This is a genomic window from uncultured Neptuniibacter sp., from assembly GCF_947498015.1.
Taxonomy (GTDB): Bacteria; Pseudomonadota; Gammaproteobacteria; order Pseudomonadales; family Balneatricaceae; genus Neptuniibacter.
Genome location: NZ_CANMIR010000016.1, coordinates 37,666 through 58,559, shown reverse-complemented (window position 1 = coordinate 58,559; position 20,894 = coordinate 37,666). Strand labels below are relative to the sequence as shown.

The 20,894-nt window shown below is 46.4% G+C and carries 17 protein-coding genes and 2 tRNA genes; 18 read left to right on the top strand and 1 reads right to left on the bottom strand.

The features are described from left to right. Positions 1–25: 25 nt before the first annotated feature. The 15 genes from ftsH (at position 26) to Q0882_RS15695 (ending at position 16,953) form a co-directional block, all read left to right on the top strand. On the top strand, positions 26–1,987 hold the full coding sequence (gene ftsH, locus Q0882_RS15765) for an ATP-dependent zinc metalloprotease FtsH (RefSeq protein ID WP_299183662.1): 1,962 nt from the start codon (positions 26–28) through the stop codon (positions 1,985–1,987). Between the two features lie 77 nt (positions 1,988–2,064). After that, positions 2,065–2,919, top strand: coding sequence for a dihydropteroate synthase (folP, locus tag Q0882_RS15760; protein WP_299183659.1), 855 nt, complete (start codon positions 2,065–2,067; stop codon positions 2,917–2,919). A gap of 13 nt (positions 2,920–2,932) precedes the next feature. Next, on the top strand, positions 2,933–4,285 hold the full coding sequence (glmM, locus tag Q0882_RS15755; RefSeq protein ID WP_299183656.1) for a phosphoglucosamine mutase: 1,353 nt from the start codon (positions 2,933–2,935) through the stop codon (positions 4,283–4,285). 39 nt (positions 4,286–4,324) lie between these two features. Beyond that, positions 4,325–5,077, top strand: coding sequence for a triose-phosphate isomerase (gene tpiA, locus Q0882_RS15750; RefSeq protein ID WP_299183654.1), 753 nt, complete (start codon positions 4,325–4,327; stop codon positions 5,075–5,077). A 15-nt stretch (positions 5,078–5,092) separates the two neighbouring features. After that, the gene (gene secG, locus Q0882_RS15745) at positions 5,093–5,473 is read left to right on the top strand and encodes a preprotein translocase subunit SecG (protein WP_299183652.1); all 381 of its coding nucleotides are present in this window, start codon (positions 5,093–5,095) and stop codon (positions 5,471–5,473) included. Positions 5,474–5,492: 19 nt separating this feature from the next. Continuing rightward, a tRNA-Leu gene (locus tag Q0882_RS15740) sits at positions 5,493–5,579 on the top strand. 49 nt (positions 5,580–5,628) lie between these two features. After that, a tRNA-Met gene (locus Q0882_RS15735) sits at positions 5,629–5,705 on the top strand. A 188-nt stretch (positions 5,706–5,893) separates the two neighbouring features. Then, a complete protein-coding gene (rimP, locus tag Q0882_RS15730; RefSeq protein WP_299183651.1) occupies positions 5,894–6,349 on the top strand; it encodes a ribosome maturation factor RimP in 456 nt (151 codons plus the stop codon). Between the two features lie 32 nt (positions 6,350–6,381). Beyond that, positions 6,382–7,869 carry a transcription termination factor NusA gene (gene nusA, locus Q0882_RS15725; protein ID WP_299183647.1) on the top strand — a complete coding sequence of 496 codons (1,488 nt, stop codon included), beginning with the start codon at positions 6,382–6,384 and terminating at the stop codon, positions 7,867–7,869. Between the two features lie 27 nt (positions 7,870–7,896). Continuing rightward, complete coding sequence (gene infB / locus Q0882_RS15720; protein ID WP_299183645.1) at positions 7,897–10,440, top strand: translation initiation factor IF-2; 2,544 nt, start codon at positions 7,897–7,899, stop codon at positions 10,438–10,440. 17 nt (positions 10,441–10,457) lie between these two features. Then, positions 10,458–10,859: a 30S ribosome-binding factor RbfA gene (gene rbfA, locus Q0882_RS15715; protein ID WP_299183643.1), complete on the top strand. Its 402-nt coding sequence runs from the start codon at positions 10,458–10,460 to the stop codon at positions 10,857–10,859. Positions 10,860–10,862: 3 nt separating this feature from the next. After that, on the top strand, positions 10,863–11,837 hold the full coding sequence (gene truB, locus Q0882_RS15710) for a tRNA pseudouridine(55) synthase TruB (protein WP_299183640.1): 975 nt from the start codon (positions 10,863–10,865) through the stop codon (positions 11,835–11,837). Between the two features lie 124 nt (positions 11,838–11,961). Continuing rightward, positions 11,962–12,231, top strand: coding sequence for a 30S ribosomal protein S15 (gene rpsO, locus Q0882_RS15705; RefSeq protein WP_299183637.1), 270 nt, complete (start codon positions 11,962–11,964; stop codon positions 12,229–12,231). A 197-nt stretch (positions 12,232–12,428) separates the two neighbouring features. Beyond that, complete coding sequence (pnp, locus tag Q0882_RS15700; protein ID WP_299183636.1) at positions 12,429–14,534, top strand: polyribonucleotide nucleotidyltransferase; 2,106 nt, start codon at positions 12,429–12,431, stop codon at positions 14,532–14,534. Positions 14,535–14,769: 235 nt separating this feature from the next. Continuing rightward, the gene (locus tag Q0882_RS15695) at positions 14,770–16,953 is read left to right on the top strand and encodes a bacteriohemerythrin (RefSeq protein WP_299183634.1); all 2,184 of its coding nucleotides are present in this window, start codon (positions 14,770–14,772) and stop codon (positions 16,951–16,953) included. Between the two features lie 126 nt (positions 16,954–17,079). On the opposite strand, the gene Q0882_RS15690 is transcribed toward Q0882_RS15695, so the two are convergent. Beyond that, positions 17,080–18,489 (bottom strand): PLP-dependent aminotransferase family protein, encoded by a 1,410-nt coding sequence (locus tag Q0882_RS15690; RefSeq protein ID WP_299183632.1) that lies wholly within the window; start codon positions 18,487–18,489, stop codon positions 17,080–17,082. 139 nt (positions 18,490–18,628) lie between these two features. Between Q0882_RS15690 and Q0882_RS15685 the strand changes: the two genes are divergently transcribed. The 3 genes from Q0882_RS15685 to Q0882_RS15675 all read left to right on the top strand — a co-directional run bounded on the left by Q0882_RS15685 (position 18,629) and on the right by Q0882_RS15675 (position 20,850). Then, complete coding sequence (locus Q0882_RS15685; protein ID WP_299183630.1) at positions 18,629–19,513, top strand: DMT family transporter; 885 nt, start codon at positions 18,629–18,631, stop codon at positions 19,511–19,513. 340 nt (positions 19,514–19,853) lie between these two features. After that, complete coding sequence (locus Q0882_RS15680) at positions 19,854–20,105, top strand: hypothetical protein (protein WP_299183628.1); 252 nt, start codon at positions 19,854–19,856, stop codon at positions 20,103–20,105. Positions 20,106–20,598: 493 nt separating this feature from the next. Further along, complete coding sequence (locus Q0882_RS15675) at positions 20,599–20,850, top strand: hypothetical protein (RefSeq protein WP_299183627.1); 252 nt, start codon at positions 20,599–20,601, stop codon at positions 20,848–20,850. Positions 20,851–20,894 lie beyond the last annotated feature (44 nt).

Genomic DNA, 20,894 nt, shown 5'->3' with positions numbered 1-20,894 from the left:
AATTGAGGGTATTCCATTGAATGATATGGCGAAAAATCTAGTTCTATGGCTGGTGATCGCAGCGGTATTGCTGACAGTTTTTAATAATTTTAATCAAAGTAGTGAGTCTAATCGTCTCAGCTATTCTGACTTCGTTAAAGAGGTTCAGGATGATCGTGTCACTAAGGTCATTATTGATGGTTACATCATTAAAGGGCAGCGTAGTAACGGTGAGATGTTTGAGACTGTACGCCCTGCGTTGCAGGACCCTAAATTGGTTGATGACCTGATTAATCATAATGTGACCATCGAGGGTAAGCAGCCTGAGCAGCAAAGCATCTGGACTCAGTTGCTTGTCGCATCTTTCCCAATTTTGGTGATTATCGCTGTATTTATGTTCTTCATGCGCCAGATGCAGGGAGGGGGTGGAAAAGGTGGCCCTATGTCATTCGGTAAATCAAAAGCCCGGATGATGAGTGAAGATCAGATTAAAACGACCTTTGATGACGTTGCTGGCGTTGAAGAAGCAAAAGAAGATGTCCGTGAATTGGTCGACTTCTTGCGTGATCCAGGTAAATTCCAGCGCCTGGGAGGCCATATTCCTCGAGGTGTGCTGATGGCGGGTAACCCGGGTACGGGTAAAACGCTGTTGGCAAAAGCGATAGCCGGCGAAGCGAAAGTGCCGTTCTTTAGTATCTCAGGTTCCGATTTTGTTGAGATGTTTGTGGGTGTGGGTGCCTCTCGTGTTCGCGACATGTTCGACCAGGCGAAGAAAAATGCACCGTGCATCATATTTATTGATGAGATCGATGCCGTCGGTCGTCACCGTGGTGTTGGCATGGGTGGTGGTAATGATGAGCGTGAGCAGACACTAAACCAATTGTTGGTTGAGATGGATGGTTTTGAAGGTAATGAAGGGATTATCGTTATCGCTGCGACTAACCGCCCTGATGTGCTTGATCCGGCCCTGCTTCGACCGGGCCGTTTTGATCGACAGGTTCATGTAGGCCTGCCAGATATCCGCGGTCGTGAAAAAATCCTAAAGGTACACATGCGCAAAGTGCCACTAGGTGAAGACGTAAAACCAGAACTGATTGCGCGAGGAACACCTGGTTTCTCAGGTGCCGATCTTGCCAATTTGGTGAATGAAGCGGCCCTCTTTGCAGCCCGTTCTAATAAGCGCACAGTGGGTATGGATGAGTTTGAAAAGGCGAAAGATAAAATCATGATGGGCGCAGAGCGTAAATCAATGGTGATGTCTGAGAAAGAACGCCTGAACACGGCTTATCATGAAGCTGGGCACGCAATTGTCGGGCGCATGATGCCTGAACATGATCCTGTTTATAAAGTCTCTATCATTCCTCGTGGCCGAGCGTTAGGTGTGACAATGTTTCTTCCTGAAGAGGATCGTTACAGCCATAGCCGCCAGTCTATTCTGTCCAATATCTGCTCTCTCTATGGAGGCAGGATTGCTGAAGAGATGACGCTGGGTAAAGAGGGGGTCACAACAGGTGCTTCTAATGATATACAGCGTGCGACCTCCTTTGCCCGTAGTATGGTCGCAAAGTGGGGATTGACGGATGCTTTGGGTCCGCTCCTGTATGATGAGGAAGAGTCAGATCCATTTAATCGTGGTTATGGTCAGGGGGCTAAGCCTCTTGCGGAAGATACTCAGCGCCGGATTGATAGTGAAACGCGCAAAATTATCGATGAGTGCTATCAGAAGGCTGAGCAGATATTGACTGAAAATCGCGATATCCTTGAAACAATGTGTCAGGCATTGATGAAATATGAAACGATAGATAGCAAACAGATAGATCAGCTTATGAATCGTGAACCTGTTTCATCGCCTGAAGGTTGGGTTGAAGAGGATGAAAAAGGGAATGATTCTGGTGATGGTGCTACAGTAGAGGAAAAATCAGCTGGTGAGGAAGGACCGTCAGGCTCATCGGATAGTGAGGGTGTTGACCCTGATGTGCCGCAGTCTCCGGATAATAATCTCCACTGAGTGGAATAGATGATAAAAGGCTGGCTGTGTAAATAGCCGGCCTTTTTTAATGTTTTTTTAGTATCAGAAACAAGTTTATGTGCAAATTAAAATGTGGCGATCGTTTTCTTGATCTGTCGCAGACCCAGGTCATGGGTATTCTGAATGTAACCCCCGATTCATTTTCTGATGGTGGTAAGCTCTATACCGGTTCGAAGTTGCTTCTGGATGAGATTCTGGTCCGTGCTGAGGCTATGGTTCGTGAGGGGGCTTCGATCCTTGATGTGGGAGGGGAATCCACTCGACCGGGTGCTAAACCTGTGGGGCTACAGGAAGAGTTGGATCGTGTACTCCCAGTGGTAGAAAAAATTGCCAGCGAACTGGATGTAATCATTTCGGTTGATAGCAGTGCACCTAAGCTGATGCGGGAGTCAGCAAAGCTAGGTGCCGGAATGATCAATGATGTTCGTGCCCTGGGGCGCGAAGGTGCAATTGATGCAGTACGGGAGACTGATCTCGCTGTATGCTTGATGCATATGCAGGGAAATCCGGCAAACATGCAGGAGCGACCCGAATATAGTGACGTTCTGGATGAGGTGTGTGATTTCTTATCACATCGTGTGGATGACTGTCTCCAAAATGGGATTTTGAAAGAGCGGATTGTGCTGGACCCTGGGTTTGGATTTGGTAAAACAGTTGAGCACAACTTGAGGTTACTGAATCGGATAGATTATTTCAGGTCGTTAGAGCTTCCATTATTGGTGGGGACCTCGCGAAAGTCTATGATTGGAGCGGTACTGGGTCGTGAAATCGATCAGAGGTTAGCTGGTAGTCTTGCCACAATCGCAATAGCTGCAATGAAGCGCGCAGAGATCGTGCGGGTGCATGATGTGGCTGAAACAATGGATGTAGTAAAGATGGTTCAGGCAGTGAATGCTGAAGCATTGGTGTAAAAGAGGATAGAGGATGAGCAAGCGTTATTTTGGAACTGATGGTATTCGAGGAAAGGTAGGGCAGTTTCCAGTCACCCCTGATTTTGTTCTCAAGCTCGGTTGGGCGGCGGGGAAAGTTTTTGCTCGTGAAGGTCATAGCCGAATTTTGATTGGTAAAGATACACGTATTTCGGGCTATATGTTTGAGTCTGCGTTAGAAGCAGGATTGTCAGCAGCTGGTGTTGATGTGTTGCTGACTGGGCCGATGCCAACTCCCGCGGTTGCATATCTTGTAAAAACATTCAGAGCTGATGCTGGGATCGTGATTAGCGCATCACACAACCCTTTCTTTGATAATGGCATCAAATTTTTCTCATCAGAGGGCACTAAGTTACCGGATGAGATCGAGCAGGCGATCGAAGCGCAGATGGATATTGCCATGACAACGGTTGATTCTGCTGAGCTAGGTAAGGCTAAGCGCATCGATGATGCAGCAGGGCGCTATATAGAGTTCTGTAAGGCAACCGCCGGTGGCATCAGTCTGAAAGGGCTGAAGATTGTTTTGGACTGTGCCAATGGTGCAACTTACCATGTGGCCCCTTCGGTATTTACAGAGCTTGGGGCCAATATTGTTGAAATCGCGTCGTCACCGGATGGCCTTAATATTAATGAAGATTGTGGGGCGACGGCCACAAAACGCCTGCAAACGGTTGTCACTGCAGAAAAGGCGGATCTTGGTATAGCGCTTGATGGTGACGGGGATCGAGTCATCATGGTTGATCATCAAGGTGAAGAGGTCGACGGCGATGAGCTACTGTATATCATCGCATCCCAGATGAGGCGTGAAGGTAGTTTCCAGGGTGGGGTCGTAGGTACGTTGATGACCAATTTTGGGCTAGAGCAAGCCTATCAGCGAGAAGATATTCCGTTTATTCGTGCGAAAGTAGGCGACCGTTACGTGATGGAACAGTTGTATGCAAATGATTGGTTGCTGGGTGGTGAAAGCTCAGGCCATATCGTATGTAGGCATCTCACTACAACGGGTGATGGTACTGTGGCTGCGCTCCAGATTCTGAAAGCGATTGTTGAAACAGGTTGTAGTTTGAATGAGCTGCGCCATGGGATGACAAAATTGCCGCAAAGGATGATCAATGTTCGTATGCCCCAGAAAGTGAATACGAACGAGATTGAAGCAATCAATATTGCGGTTTCCACTGCCGAAGAAGAGCTGGGAGAGCGTGGACGTGTGTTGCTACGGCCTTCAGGTACTGAGCCGGTCGTGCGAGTGATGGTTGAAGGTGAGGACGCGGGTGAAGTGAATAGTCTCTGTGAGACGCTTGCGGCAGATGTCGAAAAAGCGTTGATTGAGCTTGAAACTTCAGTCTAAGCCAGTTAATATTTGCGCCTCTTTAAATAGGGGGTATCGATGCGTACAGCCTTAGTAGCCGGAAATTGGAAGATGAATGGCGATTCCGCTTTCATCAATGAGCTGATGAGTAGCCTGACTACTGCAGCTGGGTCATCCAATATTGATGTTCTGGTCTGTCCGCCTGCTGTATACCTCTCTCAGGTGAAAGAGTTTACTCAATCTTGCAGTATCGCTCTGGGTGCGCAGAATGTGAGTGAGCACCCAAATGGTGCTTTCACCGGGGAAATATCCTTGGCGATGCTGAACGATCTTGGATGCGAATATGTCATTCTGGGTCATTCTGAACGTCGCAGTCTCTATGGAGAGACTGATACAGTGGTCGCTGATAAGTTTATTGCGGCTGTGGATGCAGGGCTGAAGCCAATACTCTGTGTTGGTGAAACGCTGGAAGAGCGTGAGTCTGGTGCGACCATAGATATCGTGAGTCGTCAGCTAAAAGCAGTGATCGATTCTGCAGGAATTGATAAGTTTTCTGATGCAGTTGTCGCGTATGAGCCAGTCTGGGCCATTGGGACAGGTAAAACTGCAACGGCTGAACAAGCTCAGGAAGTACATGCAGCAATTCGAGCGATTTTAGCTGAAAGTGATTCAGTTATAGCTGCAAAAATTCGTATCCTTTATGGTGGTAGTGTAAACGCGGCGAATGCGGCGGAGCTATTTGCTAATGAGGATGTTGATGGGGGGCTGGTAGGTGGAGCCTCTCTCAAAGCAAATGATTTTATTGCTATCTGCCATGCGGCAGGTGCGTAAAGAGACGATTCTGAGATGGAAACAGTAGTTCTTATTGTTCATGTGCTGTTGGCAGCGGCTGTTATTGGTTTGATTTTGCTGCAGCAAGGTAAAGGTGCTGAGGCGGGTGCTTCATTTGGAGCCGGCGCATCTCAAACAGTTTTTGGTAGTACGGGTAGCGGTAACTTTCTGTCACGTATGACGGCAATTGTTGCGGCAGGTATCTTTGCTACAAGTTTTGTTCTGGCTGTATATGCAAAGAACAAAGCGGAATCTATCAATGATGCGGGTATCCCTTCAGCAGAGCTGATTGAAAGTAAAGCAGCTGAAGTTGTGGCGGATGAGCCAAAATTACCAGCATTGGAAGAGTCTGAATCTGCAGTGCCTGCTGATTCAGATGTTCCTAAGGCAGATTGATAGTCAGTGAAAGTTTGTTGCCCAAGTGGTGGAATTGGTAGACACGCTATCTTGAGGGGGTAGTGGCCGTCAGGCCGTGCCGGTTCAAGTCCGGCCTTGGGCACCATTATCTTGATAAAGGTGCTTGGTGCATATACAATTTGCACCAGTTTTGATGCGGGGTGGAGCAGCTTGGTAGCTCGTCGGGCTCATAACCCGAAGGTCGTTGGTTCAAATCCAGCCCCCGCTACCAACCTTATTTAACGTAAGGCCCCTTTATAGGGGCTTTTTCGTAGGTGTAATACAGCTAGGCGTTATGCAGATGCTGTATGTCGGGAATGGGTCTTTAGACCCATTTTTTGTTTTTGTAATTTGCGAAACTGATTTTAACTTATTGATTTGTAAGTGTTAGTTTTGTGTGTAAGTACGGGTGAGGTATTCGTGTCAGCGAAAATGAAACTATTACAAGAGTTGATTGAACCTTCAGTGACAGCACTTGGGTTCGAACTCTGGGGTATTGAGTTTCTCTCACAGGGAAAACACAGCACCCTTAGGGTTTATATCGATTCTGAGAATGGCATTAACGTAGATGACTGCGCTAAGGTCAGCCATCAGGTCAGCGGGATTATGGATGTAGAGGATCCAATAGCCGGCAATTACACCCTTGAGGTGTCATCTCCTGGTATGGATCGTCCTCTATTTACCTTGGAGCAGTTTGAAGCGTATGCAGGTTCAACAATTCAAATTCGGCTTAGGGTTGCATTTGAAGGACGCCGCAAATTCAAAGGCGTTCTGAATGGTATAGAAGGCGACGAAGTACTGGTTGTGGTTGATAACGAAGAATATATGCTACCGATCGAGTATATCGATCGTGCAAACATTATCCCTCAGTTCTAAACGTGGATTAGAGGTCTAGGCGAGGCAGAAGCATGAATAAAGAGATTCTGTTGGTTGCGGAAGCAGTTTCTAACGAGAAAGATGTTCCGAAAGAGGTTATTTTCGAAGCGATTGAAGTTGCACTGGCTACAGCAACTAAGAAGCGTTACGACGAAGAAGCTGATATCCGTGTCGTTATTGACCGGGCAACTGGCGACTATGAAACTTTCCGTCGTTGGTTGGTTGTAAGCAACGAAGAGGTACCAGCATTAGGGACTGAATTGACAATGGAAGAAGCTGAAGAGATTGATACTTCTCTTCAGCCAGGTTCAATTCACGAAGAGCAGGTTGAGTCAGTTAAGTTCGGACGTATTGCAGCTCAGACTGCGAAACAGGTAATCGTGCAGAAAGTACGTGAAGCTGAGCGCGCTAAAGTTGTTGAGCAATATCGTGATCGTCAGGGTGAGTTGATCTCAGGCAGTGTTAAAAAAGTTACACGCGATAATATTATCGTAGACTTGGGTAACAATGCGGAAGCGTTACTTCCACGAGATCAGTTAATTCAGCGTGAAGCGTTCCGTATGGGTGACCGTGTTAGAGCGGTACTGTTGGAAGTTCGTTCTGAAGGACGTGGTCCACAGCTGATATTGAGCCGTTCCTGTAATGAAATGCTTATTGAGCTGTTTCGTATCGAAGTGCCTGAAATTTCCGAAGAGGTTATTGAAATTCGTGCAGCTTCACGTGACCCAGGTTCTCGGGCAAAAATTGCAGTTAAGACAAATGATGGCCGTATAGATCCGGTTGGCGCTTGTGTAGGTATGCGTGGATCTCGAGTGCAGGCTGTCTCTAATGAACTTGGCGGTGAGCGTGTTGATATCGTGCTGTGGGATGATAATCCGGCGCAGTTGGTGATCAATGCAATGGCCCCTGCTGATGTCGCTTCCATCGTGCTTGATGAGGAAACTCATTCCATGGATGTGGCTGTTGCTCAGGAAAATCTGGCAATGGCGATTGGTCGCAGCGGTCAAAATGTTCGTTTGGCATCTGAACTTACTGGATGGGAACTCAACGTTATGACTGAAGAAGATGCGCAGGAAAAGCATCAGTCAGAAGTTGGTTCAGTTATTGATACATTTATCAATCATCTTGATGTGGATGAAGATGTTGCGGAAGTGTTAGTGGAAGAGGGCTTCACGACACTAGAAGAAGTTGCTTATGTGCCTGTTGATGAGATGCTTGAGATCGATGGGTTTGATGAAGATATCGTTGAAGAACTGCGCAAGCGTGCTAAAGATGCATTGTTGAATTTAGCCATTGCGAGTGAAGAAAAACTCGATAGCGCTGAACCAGCTCAAGATTTGCTGGAAATGGACGGCATGGATAAGCATTTGGCTTACCTGCTTGCTGCTCAAGGTGTCATCACAATGGAAGATCTGGCAGAACAGTCAATTGACGACCTGCTAGGTATCGAAGGCCTGGATGAAGAGCGAGCTGCAGCGTTAATCATGACTGCTCGTGCACCATGGTTTGCTGAAGAGTAAAGATTAACGGAAGAGGAGCCTCCTAACATGGCAGAAGTAACAGTTAAACAGCTTGCCGAAATGGTTGGTGTTTCCGTTGAGCGTTTGTTGGAGCAAATGCAGGAAGCCGGAATTTCGGGTAAGAATGAGACCGCTGAGGTTTCAGAAAATGAGCGTCAATCACTTTTGAGTCATTTAAAACGTAGTCATGGTGAAGATTCTGCAGATGCAGAACCTAAAAAGATCACGTTAAAGCGTAAGACAACGTCAACACTTAAGGTCTCAGGCGCATCTGGTAAGAAAAAAACAGTGAATGTTGAAGTGCGTAAAAAACGTACTTACGTCAAACGTTCTGAGATGGATGGACCTGAAACAGCTGCTGATGAAGCGCTTGAAGCTCAGAAAACTGAGGAAGTGCGCCTTGAAGCGGAACGCCAGCAGCGTGAAGCAGAAGAGCAGGCGGCTAAGGAAGCAGCTGAAGCAGCGGCTCGCGCAGCCGAAGAGGAAGCTAGTCGTGAACAGCAGGAAGCTGCTGCAGCACGAAAACAGCAGGAAGCTGAAGAAGCTGCCCGCATCAAGCGTGAAGAGGAAGAAGAAGCACGTCGTAAGAAAGCTGAAGCTGAAGCTGAAGCTCGCTTCAAGGCGCAGGAACAGGCTAAGAAGAAAGAGCCTGCTTCACGTGATGATAATCGTCGTGGTAAAGGCAAGAAGAAAGGTTCTGATAATCGCAATCAGGATCGCCGCGGAGGCAAAATCAGCCGTAACCGGGGTAAAAATGGTAGGCCTGTCTCTAATAAGCCAAATGAGCACGGTTTCAAGGAGCCTACCTCTCAGCAGGTGCTGGAAGTAAACATCCCTGAAAGTATTACTGTCGCAGAATTGGCGAAGAAGATGAACGTCAAGGCGGCTGAAGTCATTAAGATCATGTTTGGTATGGGCGCAATGGCGACTATTAACCAAGTGATTGATCAGGATACAGCGACTTTGGTTGTCGAAGAGATGGGGCATAAGCCTAAACCAATGCAGGAAAATGCAGTGGAAGAGGCATTGATGGAGAGCATCCAGTCTCAGCAAGGTGATGCTGAAGGCCGTGCACCGGTTGTTACTGTAATGGGTCACGTTGACCATGGTAAAACATCTCTGCTCGATTACATCCGTTCTTCACGCGTAGCATCTGGTGAGTCTGGTGGTATTACACAGCATATCGGTGCTTACCATGTTGATACTGACAACGGTATGGTTACCTTCCTGGATACACCGGGACATGCTGCTTTTACAGCGATGCGTGCTCGTGGAGCATCTGTTACCGATATCGTTATTCTGGTCGTAGCCGCTGATGATGGTGTGATGCCTCAGACTGAAGAGGCGGTGCAGCACGCGAAAGCTGCTGGCGTACCTTTGGTTGTAGCGGTTAACAAAATCGATAAAGAACAATCTGATCCAGATCGTGTGAAGAATGAGCTGGCTGCATTGGACGTTATTCCTGAGGAATGGGGTGGTGAAAACCAGTTTGTTAATGTCTCTGCTAAAACAGGTCAGGGCATTGATGAGTTGTTAGATGCTGTTCTGCTTCAGTCAGAGATCCTTGAACTCACAGCGGTTCCTAATGCGCCGGGTCAGGGTGTGGTTGTTGAATCACGTCTTGATAAAGGCCGCGGCCCTGTTGCAACGGTATTGGTTCAGAATGGAACGCTGCGTAAAGGTGATATCGTTCTTGCCGGCCTGCACTACGGTCGTGTTCGTGCGATGCTGGATGAAAATGGTAAACCCATTGAGGCAGCGGGCCCAGCAATTCCAGTTGAGATTCAGGGCTTAGATGGCACACCAAATGCGGGTGATGAATTCACCATGGTGTCTAACGAGAAAAAAGCTCGTGAAGTAGCTCTGTTCCGTCAGGGTAAATACCGTGATGTGAAACTGGCTCGTCAGCAGAAATCGAAACTGGAAAATCTGTTTGCCAACATGCAGGCAGGCGATGTCAAAACTTTCAATATCGTATTGAAAACAGACGTACGTGGCTCACTCGAGGCACTGACTCATGCCCTAGAAGATCTATCCACTGACGAAGTGAAGGTTAATATCGTCTCTGGCGGTGTTGGTGGTATTGCTGAAACCGACGCAAACCTTGCGGTAACGGCTTCAGCGCTGATGGTTGGCTTTAACGTTCGTGCTGATGCTCAGGCTCGTCAGGTGATGGAGCGCGAAGGTATTGAACTTCGATACTACAGTGTTATTTACGATATCATCGATGATGTTAAACAGGCGATGGGTGGTTTGTTGTCACCAGAATATCGTGAAGAGATTGTTGGTATTGCTGAAGTACGTGATGTCTTCAAGGCGCCTAAGATTGGTGCAGTTGCTGGTTGTATGGTGACTGAAGGTACCGTCTTCCGTAATAAACGTATCCGTGTCCTGCGTGAAAACGTTGTTATCTATGAGGGTGAGCTGGAATCCCTGCGTCGCTTTAAAGATAACGTTAACGAAGTGCGTCAGGGTATGGAGTGTGGTATCGGTGTTAAGAACTACAACGATGTTAAGGTCGGAGATCAGATTGAGGTCTACGACACTGTTGAAATTCAGCGCACACTTTAAGGTAATAGATAACCTTTATGGCACGCGATTATAGTCGTACATCACGGATTGCTGACCAGCTGCAGCGTGAGCTGGCTCAGTTAATCCAGTTTGAAGTAAAAGATCCTCGCTTAGGCATGGTGACAGTCAGTCACGTTAAGGTCAGTAAGGATCTGGGCTTTGCTGATGTCTACATCACAGTATTACCACTCAATGGTAAAGATGAAGCTGAAGCAATTGTTGATTCACTTAAAGTCCTAAACAATGCGGCAGGCTTCCTTCGTGGTGAGCTTTGTCGCAATGTTAAGTTACGCGTAATGCCGCAGCTTCGGTTCCATTTCGATGAAACAATTGAGCGCGGCAGACATCTGCACCACCTGATTGAAGCGGCTATCCGCAAGGAAAATCAGAGTTCTGATAACGGCACCGACGAGGAGTAATGCGTGGGTCGTCGTAGAAAATCCCGAGGCCGGGCGGTCGACGGTGTATTCCTGTTGAATAAGCCGTCCGGTATCTCTTCCAATTCTGCGTTACAGCAGGTGCGACGTATCTATGGAGCCGCTAAAGCGGGCCATACCGGTGCATTGGATCCTTTAGCGACCGGGATGCTACCTATCTGTCTGGGAGAGGCGACTAAGTTCTCGCAACACCTGTTAGATTCAGATAAGCGTTACATCACCACGGCTAAGCTGGGTATCCGAACTGATTCCAGTGATGCGGATGGTGCTGTTGTTGAAGAGAAGCCTGTTCCTGAAGGATTAACAGCCTCTAAGATCGATGAGATCCTGCAATCTCAGTTCAGTGGCGAAATTGAGCAAGTTCCCTCAATGTTTTCTGCATTAAAGCATCAGGGTCAGCCACTGTATAAGTTAGCCCGTAAGGGGATCGAGGTCGAAGTTAAACCGCGTCGGGTCATGATCCATCAGATTAAGCTGCTGGCTTTACGAGCGGATGAGGTTGATATCGAAGTATTCTGTTCGAAAGGGACATATATTCGTTCGATTGTAGAAGATCTTGGGCATATTCTGGGCTGTGGTGCGCACGTCAGCATGCTGCATCGTTTGGATGTGGGGGCTTTTACAGCAGACCGTATGATGAGCCTGGATGAACTGCGCGCTTTGCTTCCAGACAACGAGGATGAGACGGAGCAAAAAAGCATACAAATGGAGTTGGATAAGCTATTATTGCCAGCCTGGGCTGCAGTGGATAACCTGCCAGCAGTTAGCTTAGATGATCAGCAAACTCATTTGATTCTACATGGGCAGTCTGTTGCACATAAAGAGTTTGCAGATGGGCGATTAGTTCGCCTGTTTGGTGTATCCGGACAGGTTGGATCAGAGCGGTTTTTGGGTGTCGCAGAAGTAATTGATGACCACCTGAAACCTAAACGTCTTATCTGTACGGAAGCTGATCAGTAAAGAATTTTCTGATTCTCAACTGAGAATCGATAATGTGGCGTTGTACTGAAAATATGCTCGGTGCATCGTTTCTTTTAATCCGGCAGCTTTAGTGGCTGTGTGCATATTATTTAGGAGATTAGAAATGGCATTAACAACTGAAAAGAAAGCGGCGATCGTTGCTGATTTTGCTCGTGGTGAAGGTGATACAGGTTCTCCGGAAGTTCAGGTAGCTCTGCTGTCTGCAAACATCGAAGGCCTGCAGGGTCACTTCAAAGCAAACAAGCACGACCATCACTCTCGTCGTGGTCTGATTCGTATGGTTAACCAGCGTCGTAAGTTGCTGGATTACCTGAAAGGTAAAGATGCAGATCGTTACCTTGAGCTGATCAAGCGTCTTGGTCTGCGCCGCTAAGTTAGTGTGAATTCAACGGGGCCATACATTGTATGGCCCCGGCTTTATCTGGAGTCAGTTACTGCGCAACACTTTCATCCCGCCCGTACTCTTATGAGTTTTTGTTTCCAATAAAGAGTTCATTAGAGTACTGGCTAGACAGAAGGCATGAGCGTTGACCTGTGACTACTCCGCAAACTTAATGTAAGGAAAATATTGTGTTTCAAGTAGCAACAAAAACATTCCAGTTTGGTGGCCAGGAAGTCACTATTGAAACTGGTCGCGTAGCGCGTCAGGCAACAGGTTCCGTTTTGGTTAAAATGGGCGGTAACGAAGTACTTTGTACTGTTGTTGGTGCTAAAGAAGCGAAAGAAGGTCAGGGTTTCTTCCCACTTTCTGTTCATTACCAGGAAAAATACTACGCTGTAGGCCGCATTCCTGGCGGTTTCTTCAAGCGTGAAGCTCGCCCATCAGAAAAAGAGACATTAACTTCTCGTCTGATCGACCGTCCAATTCGTCCACTGTTTCCGAAAGGTTACATGAACGAAGTACAGGTTGTTTGTACCGTAATGTCTGCAGATAAGGTAAATGATCCTGATATTGCTGCAATGATTGGTACTTCAGCAGCACTGGCAATCTCTGGTATCCCGTTTCAGGGGCCAATTGGTGCAGCCCGTGTTGGCTTCACTGAAGAAGCGGGTTACCTGTTGAACCCATCTTTCGAGCAGTTGGCTACATCTGAGCTGGACATGGTGGTTGCAGGTACAGCTGATGCTGTGTTGATGGTTGAATCCGAAGCACAGGAACTGTCTGAAGATGAGATGCTTGGTGCTGTACTGTTTGCTCATCAGGAGATGCAGGTTGTTATCAATGCGGTTAACGAACTGGCAGCTGAAGCAGGTAAGGAAGCGTGGGTGTGGAATGCGCCTGAGAAAGATGAAGCGTTAATTGCGAAAGTGCGTGCGGAAGTTGGTGAAGGTATCACTGCTGCTTATCAGATCGCTGATAAGATGCAGCGCCAGAATGCTCTGGCAGATCTGCGTGCACAGGCGGTAGAAGCGTTGGCTGGCGATGAGGAGGGGCAACCTAGCGCGGGTGATGTTTCTGGTATCGTAAGCTCTCTGGAAAAAGAGATTGTTCGTGGTCGTATCGTAGCGGGTGAACCGCGTATTGATGGTCGTGACAACAAAACTGTTCGTGGCATCGATGTTCAGATTGATGTTCTTCAGGGTACGCACGGTTCTGCGCTGTTTACACGTGGTGAAACACAGTCTATCGCTACTTGTACGCTGGGTACTGCACGTGATCAGCAGATCATCGATGCAATTGAAGGCGAGCGTAAAGATCCGTTCATGTTGCACTACAACTTCCCTCCATACTCTGTAGGTGAGTGTGGTCGTATGATGGGTGCAGGCCGTCGTGAGATCGGTCACGGTCGTCTGGCTCGTCGTGGTGTGGCTGCAGTTCTGCCAACACAGGAAGAGTTCCCATACACAATCCGTATCGTATCTGAGATCACTGAATCTAACGGTTCTAGCTCCATGGCTTCTGTATGTGGTGCTTCCCTGTCGATGATGGATGCAGGTGTTCCTCTTAAAGCACCGGTTGCGGGTATCGCAATGGGTCTGGTTAAAGAAGAGAACGGTTTTGCAGTCCTGACGGATATTCTGGGTGATGAAGATCACCTGGGTGATATGGACTTTAAAGTAGCAGGTACTGAAACGGGTATCACAGCTCTACAGATGGATATCAAGATTACTGGTATCACCGAAGAGATCATGGATATCGCTCTGGAACAGGCTTATGAAGCACGTGTTCATATCTTGAAAGAGATGGCGAAAGTTATTGGTTACGCGCGTCCAGAGCTTCCAGATAATGCACCTGCTCTTACTCAGCTGAAGATCAATCCTGAGAAGATTCGTGACGTTATCGGTAAAGGTGGTGCAACTATCCGTGCACTGACAGAAGAAACCGGCGCATCTATCGATATCGAAGATGATGGTACAGTTCGCGTATACGCTGCAGACAAGGCAGCAGCGAAAGCAGCGACAGATAAGATCATCGAAATCACTGCAGAAGCAGAGATTGGTCAGGTTTACGAAGGTAAGGTTGTACGTATCGAAGACTTCGGTGCCTTCGTTAATATCCTACCGGGTAAAGATGGTCTGGTTCACATTTCTCAGATCGACAACAAGCGTGTTGAGAAAGTAACTGACTACATCCAGATGGATCAGATGGTTAAGGTTAAAGTTCTGGACGTAGACCAGCGTGGCCGTATTAAACTGTCTATGAAAGATCTGCTGGCTGACGATGCTGTAAGCTAATAGGCGTAGTACTTTTATAAAAACCGCTATTGGACACAATAGCGGTTTTTTTATGCCTGAATTATGCGGAATTGATTTGTAACAAAAGCCCTTATAGTTATCATGGTAATACCCCTTTCGAGGAGTGGTTATTGAAAGGCTGGGGTGGTATCTATTTTTATGATCTTAGAGTTATTTTCAGTATTAAGGTGTGTCGTTTATGACAGGTTCCGGTTTGTGTGCCAGGTTTTAATAGATGAGTGAATTTAAGTGGGATGATGGGCTAAGCGTAGGAGTTGAATCGATCGATAACGATCACAAAATGCTCCTATCAATTATCTCGGATCTATCGGATGCGATAGAGTCAAATCACGAATCGGATGTTATTGAAAAAGTATTCCTCCAGCTGGAGGGCTATGTGAAGCTGCACTTTACGCGTGAAGAACAGTTGATGCGTGAATGTGATTATCCGCAGCTGGAAGAGCATATTCAATCTCATCAACAGTTTATTGCTAAGGTTCCTGAGCTCAGAGATGCCTTGATCAATGCGGATAGTATTGAGGTGGCGCGTGACATTTATCTGTTTCTGATTGACTGGCTGTTAAACCATATTGTCGTGGATGATATGGAGTACTTTCAGGATGCTTATGAACATGGGTTGACCAGTTTGAATAAGCCCGACAGGACCTATTTACAACATTTCGTCGCATGGATTAGTGGTAAGTTGCCACTGGGTCAACGTATCTTCCTTACGGCCCTTTTCCCTTTTATCGGTCTGATCTTATTAAGTGCTGTCATCCTTGTAGGAAGCTTTCAAAACTATCGCTCAGTGAGTCAGTTAACAAAGGTTAGTCATCTATTTCATGAGGTGAATGATCTGGCTCACAGCCTTCAGGCTGAACGTGGAATCACTACCGGCATGATCGGTTCAGATTATCGAAATTTTGTTGATGAATTGGATATTCAGCGTGAAAAAACAGATACCGCATTATCTGCATTTGAGCAAAGGCTGAATCGATTTTCACATAAAGCCTTAACAGAAGAGATGCAGCTGGCAGTTGATGAGACAGTGGTGGCATTAGCGGGCATTGATAAGGTTAGAACAAAAACTGATCAGAAGAGTGTTGCGATCGAAGATATGCAAAGCAGCTATACCCATATTATTTCAAAACTTCTGGATATCCCTGCTGGTATGGCGATGCTTGAGATGGATTCAGTTGTCGCTTCGAATATAACGGCTTTTAGTGCGATTGTTGAGTTGAAGGAGGTATTGGGTCAGGAGCGGGCATTGGGGACTCTCTATCTATCACAGGAGGAGACAACGAAATCCGAGTTATATCGGTTCATCCAGCTACTGGGGGAGCAGCAGGGTTTGGCTCAGTTCTTTAATCAGGTGGCTTCTGATAAGCAGCAACAGCTCTATGATGAACTTCTGGGGGGCATGGTAATACGGCAGGTAGAGGATTTCGAACGCCGTCTGATCTCTGATATTGAGCTGGGAAAGGTTGATCATCAGGCCGCAAATGCCTGGTTTTCGGTGCTCTCTCATAAGATCGATCAGTTAAAGGTTTTAGCAGACCGATTGGTTAGTGATATTGATTCGAGTGCAGGGGCTGTAGAAGCTCAGCTGAAAATGAAGCTCTATTTTACCGCCTTTGTTTTGATTATCTTTATTCTGATTACCCTGATTTCATCATGGATGCTCAATTTCAGTATTATCTATCCAGTACGAAAATTGAAAAGAGCGATGATCAGTCTGACTAAAGGGCACCGTGACTATATGTTTACGGATCGATATGTTGATGATGAACTCGGTCAGATGGTTAAAGCCTATGAGACATGTCGCCGTAGCCTGCTTCAGGCAGATATCTCTGCGGCTGTTTATCGGCAGCGGCAGGCGATGGACCTTTTACGGAATAAGATGGAACATGAGCGCTATAAGCATCTGGCTACGACTGACCCTCTCACAGGCGCTATGAATCGACGTAAGTTCATCCGCCTTGCTGAGCGGGAAGTATCGCGCATAGAGCGGTTTGAGCGCCCTCTCTCTGTGCTCATGCTTGATATTGACTATTTTAAGTCAGTAAATGATACCTATGGGCATGCGGTCGGAGATCAGGTCTTAAAGGAGTTTTATGAGATCTGTTATTGCGCGGTTCGCAAGACAGATGTAGTTGCACGACTGGGGGGGGAGGAGTTTGTCATCCTGATGCCTGAAACACATCTGAAAGAAGCGTGTGGATTAGCGGAAAGAGTTCGAGCTAGCATTGAACTGAATGAGTTTCAGAATGAAAACGGAGCCTTTCGTATAACGGTAAGTATCGGTGTGGTGGAATGGTCTAAAGAGACACATTGTGATTATCAGGATCTGCAAAATCATGCGGATCGGGCTCTATACCGGGCCAAAGGTCAGGGACGAAACTGTGTTGTAGCGGGTTAGGTATTGTTAGTTATCCAGATAATCTGTGGATAAGTTGGTATATTCACTGTGGGTTATGTTGCTGGAGCATGATCCATTCAGGGTTTAAGCGATAAGTGCAAAACCTGAACAGGAACGGGTGATGTATTAATCACTCTGGAGGGAGTTCATCATTTTACCCAGTTTTATTATGGCACTGCGTTGTTGCTCTGTACGTGTGTAGTGAGAGAAGCAGAGACGGATATGATGACCAAAACGCTGATCGGCGCAGAACAGATTCCCAGGTGATATGCCGATGCCTTCATCCAATGCTTCTTTGAACAGAAGGTCACTGTCTATTGATGGTGGCAGTTCATACCATTGCAGCAGGCCTCCCTTAGGACGAATAAACTGCACGCCATCTGGCCAGTAGCGTTCCACATCCTCAGCAAGAAGGTGACAGCGTTGCTGATAATGCTGGGTTATCGTTTTCAGGTGAGTTCGATAGCGACGCCCTTTAAGCAAGGTTGCGGCAGATTGTTGTAGTAGGGCGGAGCAGGAGATGCTGGTGACGAATTTGTAGTAATTCAACTGATCGTAATACCGTCCCGGAAGTACCCATCCTAATCGGATATCAGCGTCCATGGTTTTTGATAGTGAACCACAATAGAGAACCCGTTGCTCCTTATCCAGAGCTTTAAGTGGAGTGTGACGCTGAGTGTTAAATCCAAGCTCTAAAAAAACATCATCCTCGATAATGGCAATATCCCACTGATTGGCAATATCCATGAGCTTTTTGCGATTATTTAAGTCGAGGCTAAACCCCAGAGGGTTGTTGTAGCTTGGATTGGTGAGCAGAGCTTTGATCTCCCACTGTTGAAGCGCCTGAGTCAGGGCATCAAGGTTGGTGCCACCGATAGGATTTGAGGGAAGCTCGAGCACATTTAATCCCAGAGCCTCAATACACTGTAACGTGCCGTAATAGCAGGGAGATTCAACGGCGATAGTATCCCCGGGTTGTGCAACAGATCGCAGGCAGAGAGAGACCGCTTCCTGAGCCCCATGAGTAATAACAATCTCATGAGGATCGCAGGCAAACGTGGTTGAGTTTAAGTGGTCTGCTAAGGCAGAGCGAAACAGTGGATCGCCTGGAGGAGTACTGTAATGGCTGATATGGCGATGGCTTTTATTGGCCCATAATCGTGCCTGTTTGCTCTGCTGACGATAGAACCAACTGACAGTGGGCCAGCGTGCGTCCGGGTATGCTGATCCTAATGCCAGATTACCCGGTTCATTAGCGGCACCTAACACACTGAATGCTGTCGTGCCTAACGTGACCTGTCTGGGTTTCAGTACAACTGATGAAGAGGGGTGAGCGTTGACGATGAACCCTTGTCGGGGTTGAGCATGGATTAGTTGTAGCTCCTCAAGGTCAGATAGAGCTCTGATTACCGTGTTTTTACTCAGTGTGTACTGCTGGCTCAGAGAGCGGATCGAAGGGAGGCGAGTGCCTGGCAGCAGTTTTCCCTGTTGAATATGTTTCTGGAGGTGTAGCTTAAGCCACTCATGCTTTTTCATGGGTACAGACTAAATCGAGCCCTAAAAAAAATCTATAGTATTTTATCTGTACCCATAAAAAGAGGTCTTTCGTGTCTCTTTGAGTCATACAGATACTTGATACAGTGATGACCTCTTCAAGTTTATGCAGTGAAACACTATGTTGAATAAGCAAACTCAGTTAGCGCTGGTTCCCTGGGCATTTGTCGGTATCTGGAGCACTGGCTTCATCGGGGCTAAATATGCGGTGCCCTATATGGAGCCGTTCAGTGTCCTGCTGATCCGAATGTTGTTGACGCTCGCTGTGTTCGGGCTGCTCTTATGGTGGAGAAAACCTCAATGGTGTTCACCGACTCAAGCGGGGCATCAGCTGGTTGTTGGTTTTCTTGTACATGCTTGCTATCTGGGTGGTGTTTTTGCAGCGATTGATTGGTCACTGCCTGCTGGCTTAACAGCGCTGATAATGGGGCTTCAGCCTATACTAACCGCGTTTATTAGCTGGATATGGCTGGGTGAACGGCTGCTCAAAACCCAATGGATTGGACTCCTATTAGGTTTTGTAGGGGTACTGTTGGTTGTCAGCCAGAATGGATCTGGTGAATCCGAACCCGTTGCGTTGGTCGCCTGGGCAGCCGCTATTGTCGCACTGACAGCTATCTCTATCGGAACTCTCTATCAGAAACGGTTTGGAGGAGGGGTCGATTTAATGGTCGGTGCATTCTACCAATATCTGTCAACCGCAGCTGTGATGGCAATCCTTGCGTACCAGTTTGACTCAGGAGTTGTCATCTGGTCCGCTGAATTGGTTTTAGCCATCGCCTGGATGGTGTTGGCACTGTCCGTAGTGGCCATCCTGTTATTGATGATTATGATCCGGGAGGGTGAAGCCGCTAAGGTTGCCAGTTATTTCTACCTAGTACCCATTTTAACCGCTGTAGAAGCATGGTTTCTGTTTGGTGAGAGACTAAATGGTATAGCGATATGCGGTATTTTTGTGGCGGTGGCAGGTGTGTATCTGACGATAAAGAGACAAACAAAGAAATAATGCAGCAAGCTCTGTATCCCGTTGCAATAGTTTAAGTGTGATCTTTTTAGTTGAATAGTCATGAATTTTTTTCATTAACTTTAATGGATTGGTTATCTATAACCCTTATAGATCAGGCTATTATGAGGGCTGTTAGGCGGATTGTTCTTGTGGTTTTATTCGATTATTTTGGAGTGTTTTTACTGTTATTTATTTTTTGAATTAGTTTAATTTTAAAAAAATTAAAAAAAGAACGATTATTCAGGAACGTAGAGTAAAAGTTGCTGTCACAGAGGTACAGCAAACAGAGATGAGTATTTCCCAAGTACTAGGGGATCTGTCAAACAAGAAGGTGATCATTATGTCTACTAAAATTAAAGCAACTTTATTCGCGCTACTATTAACTCCTGCAATGGCATTCGCTACGGATTTTGAACATGATTCGTTGACCAGTGATCTATATGCATTATCTCCAGATGTTATGGAGGTTAACGCAGATAGTATGATGGCTGATATCAATCGCACTATCGATGAAGAGCCCACTGCAGCTGGCCAGAGTAGATCAAATGATCTGTTTGGATATAAAGGTCATGATCTGAATAATACGTATTAACCGGCTAAAAGTAGTTGAATTAAAATGGGGCAATATATGCCCCATTTTTTTATCCAATTTAAATGCATAGTCCCTGGAATTCTATAGTGAGAGTGGCTTTTGTGTCGGTTTTATTTGGAACTATGTTTGGTCTCTATGCTACATTATTTCAATCCTGAATTTCTTATCAATTCCACAAAAAATCTTACTGTCTATCAGATTATTTATAGAGTTAAATTATATTGTATATAAAGAATACTTATTTATATATACATAGTTTTATTAGTGGGAGTGGGGTGTGAAATAGCAGGGTTTGAGTTTTCGGTAGGTATTAAGTTCAAATTATATTAAAGGTTTTTATATTTCTTTTTTGAATATGCATTTTCTTAATTGGTTTAAAGAAAGTTTCGCCTATTAGGAACGCATTCAGATTCTATGGGTCACAAAGTAACAACGCACAGCGAAGGTATTACCCGACTTCATGGGGGAGCTGTCAAACGGCAAGGTGATCGTTATGTCTACTAAAATTAAAGCGACTTTATTTGCACTACTTTTAACACCCGCAATGGCATTTGCAACAGATATTGAACATGATGCATTAACTGGGAAAATCTTTTCATTAAGCAGCGATGCAGTAGCTGTGTCTAGTGCGGGGATGATGGCAGATATTAATCGAACTATCGATGAACAGCCAACCGCTGCAGGCCAGAGCCGTACAAGCGACCTCTTTGGTTATAAAGGCCATGATGTGAATAACACTTACTAGAATAGTATTGAGTGTGTTGTCAGGTTTGTTCAATTGATGGGGCT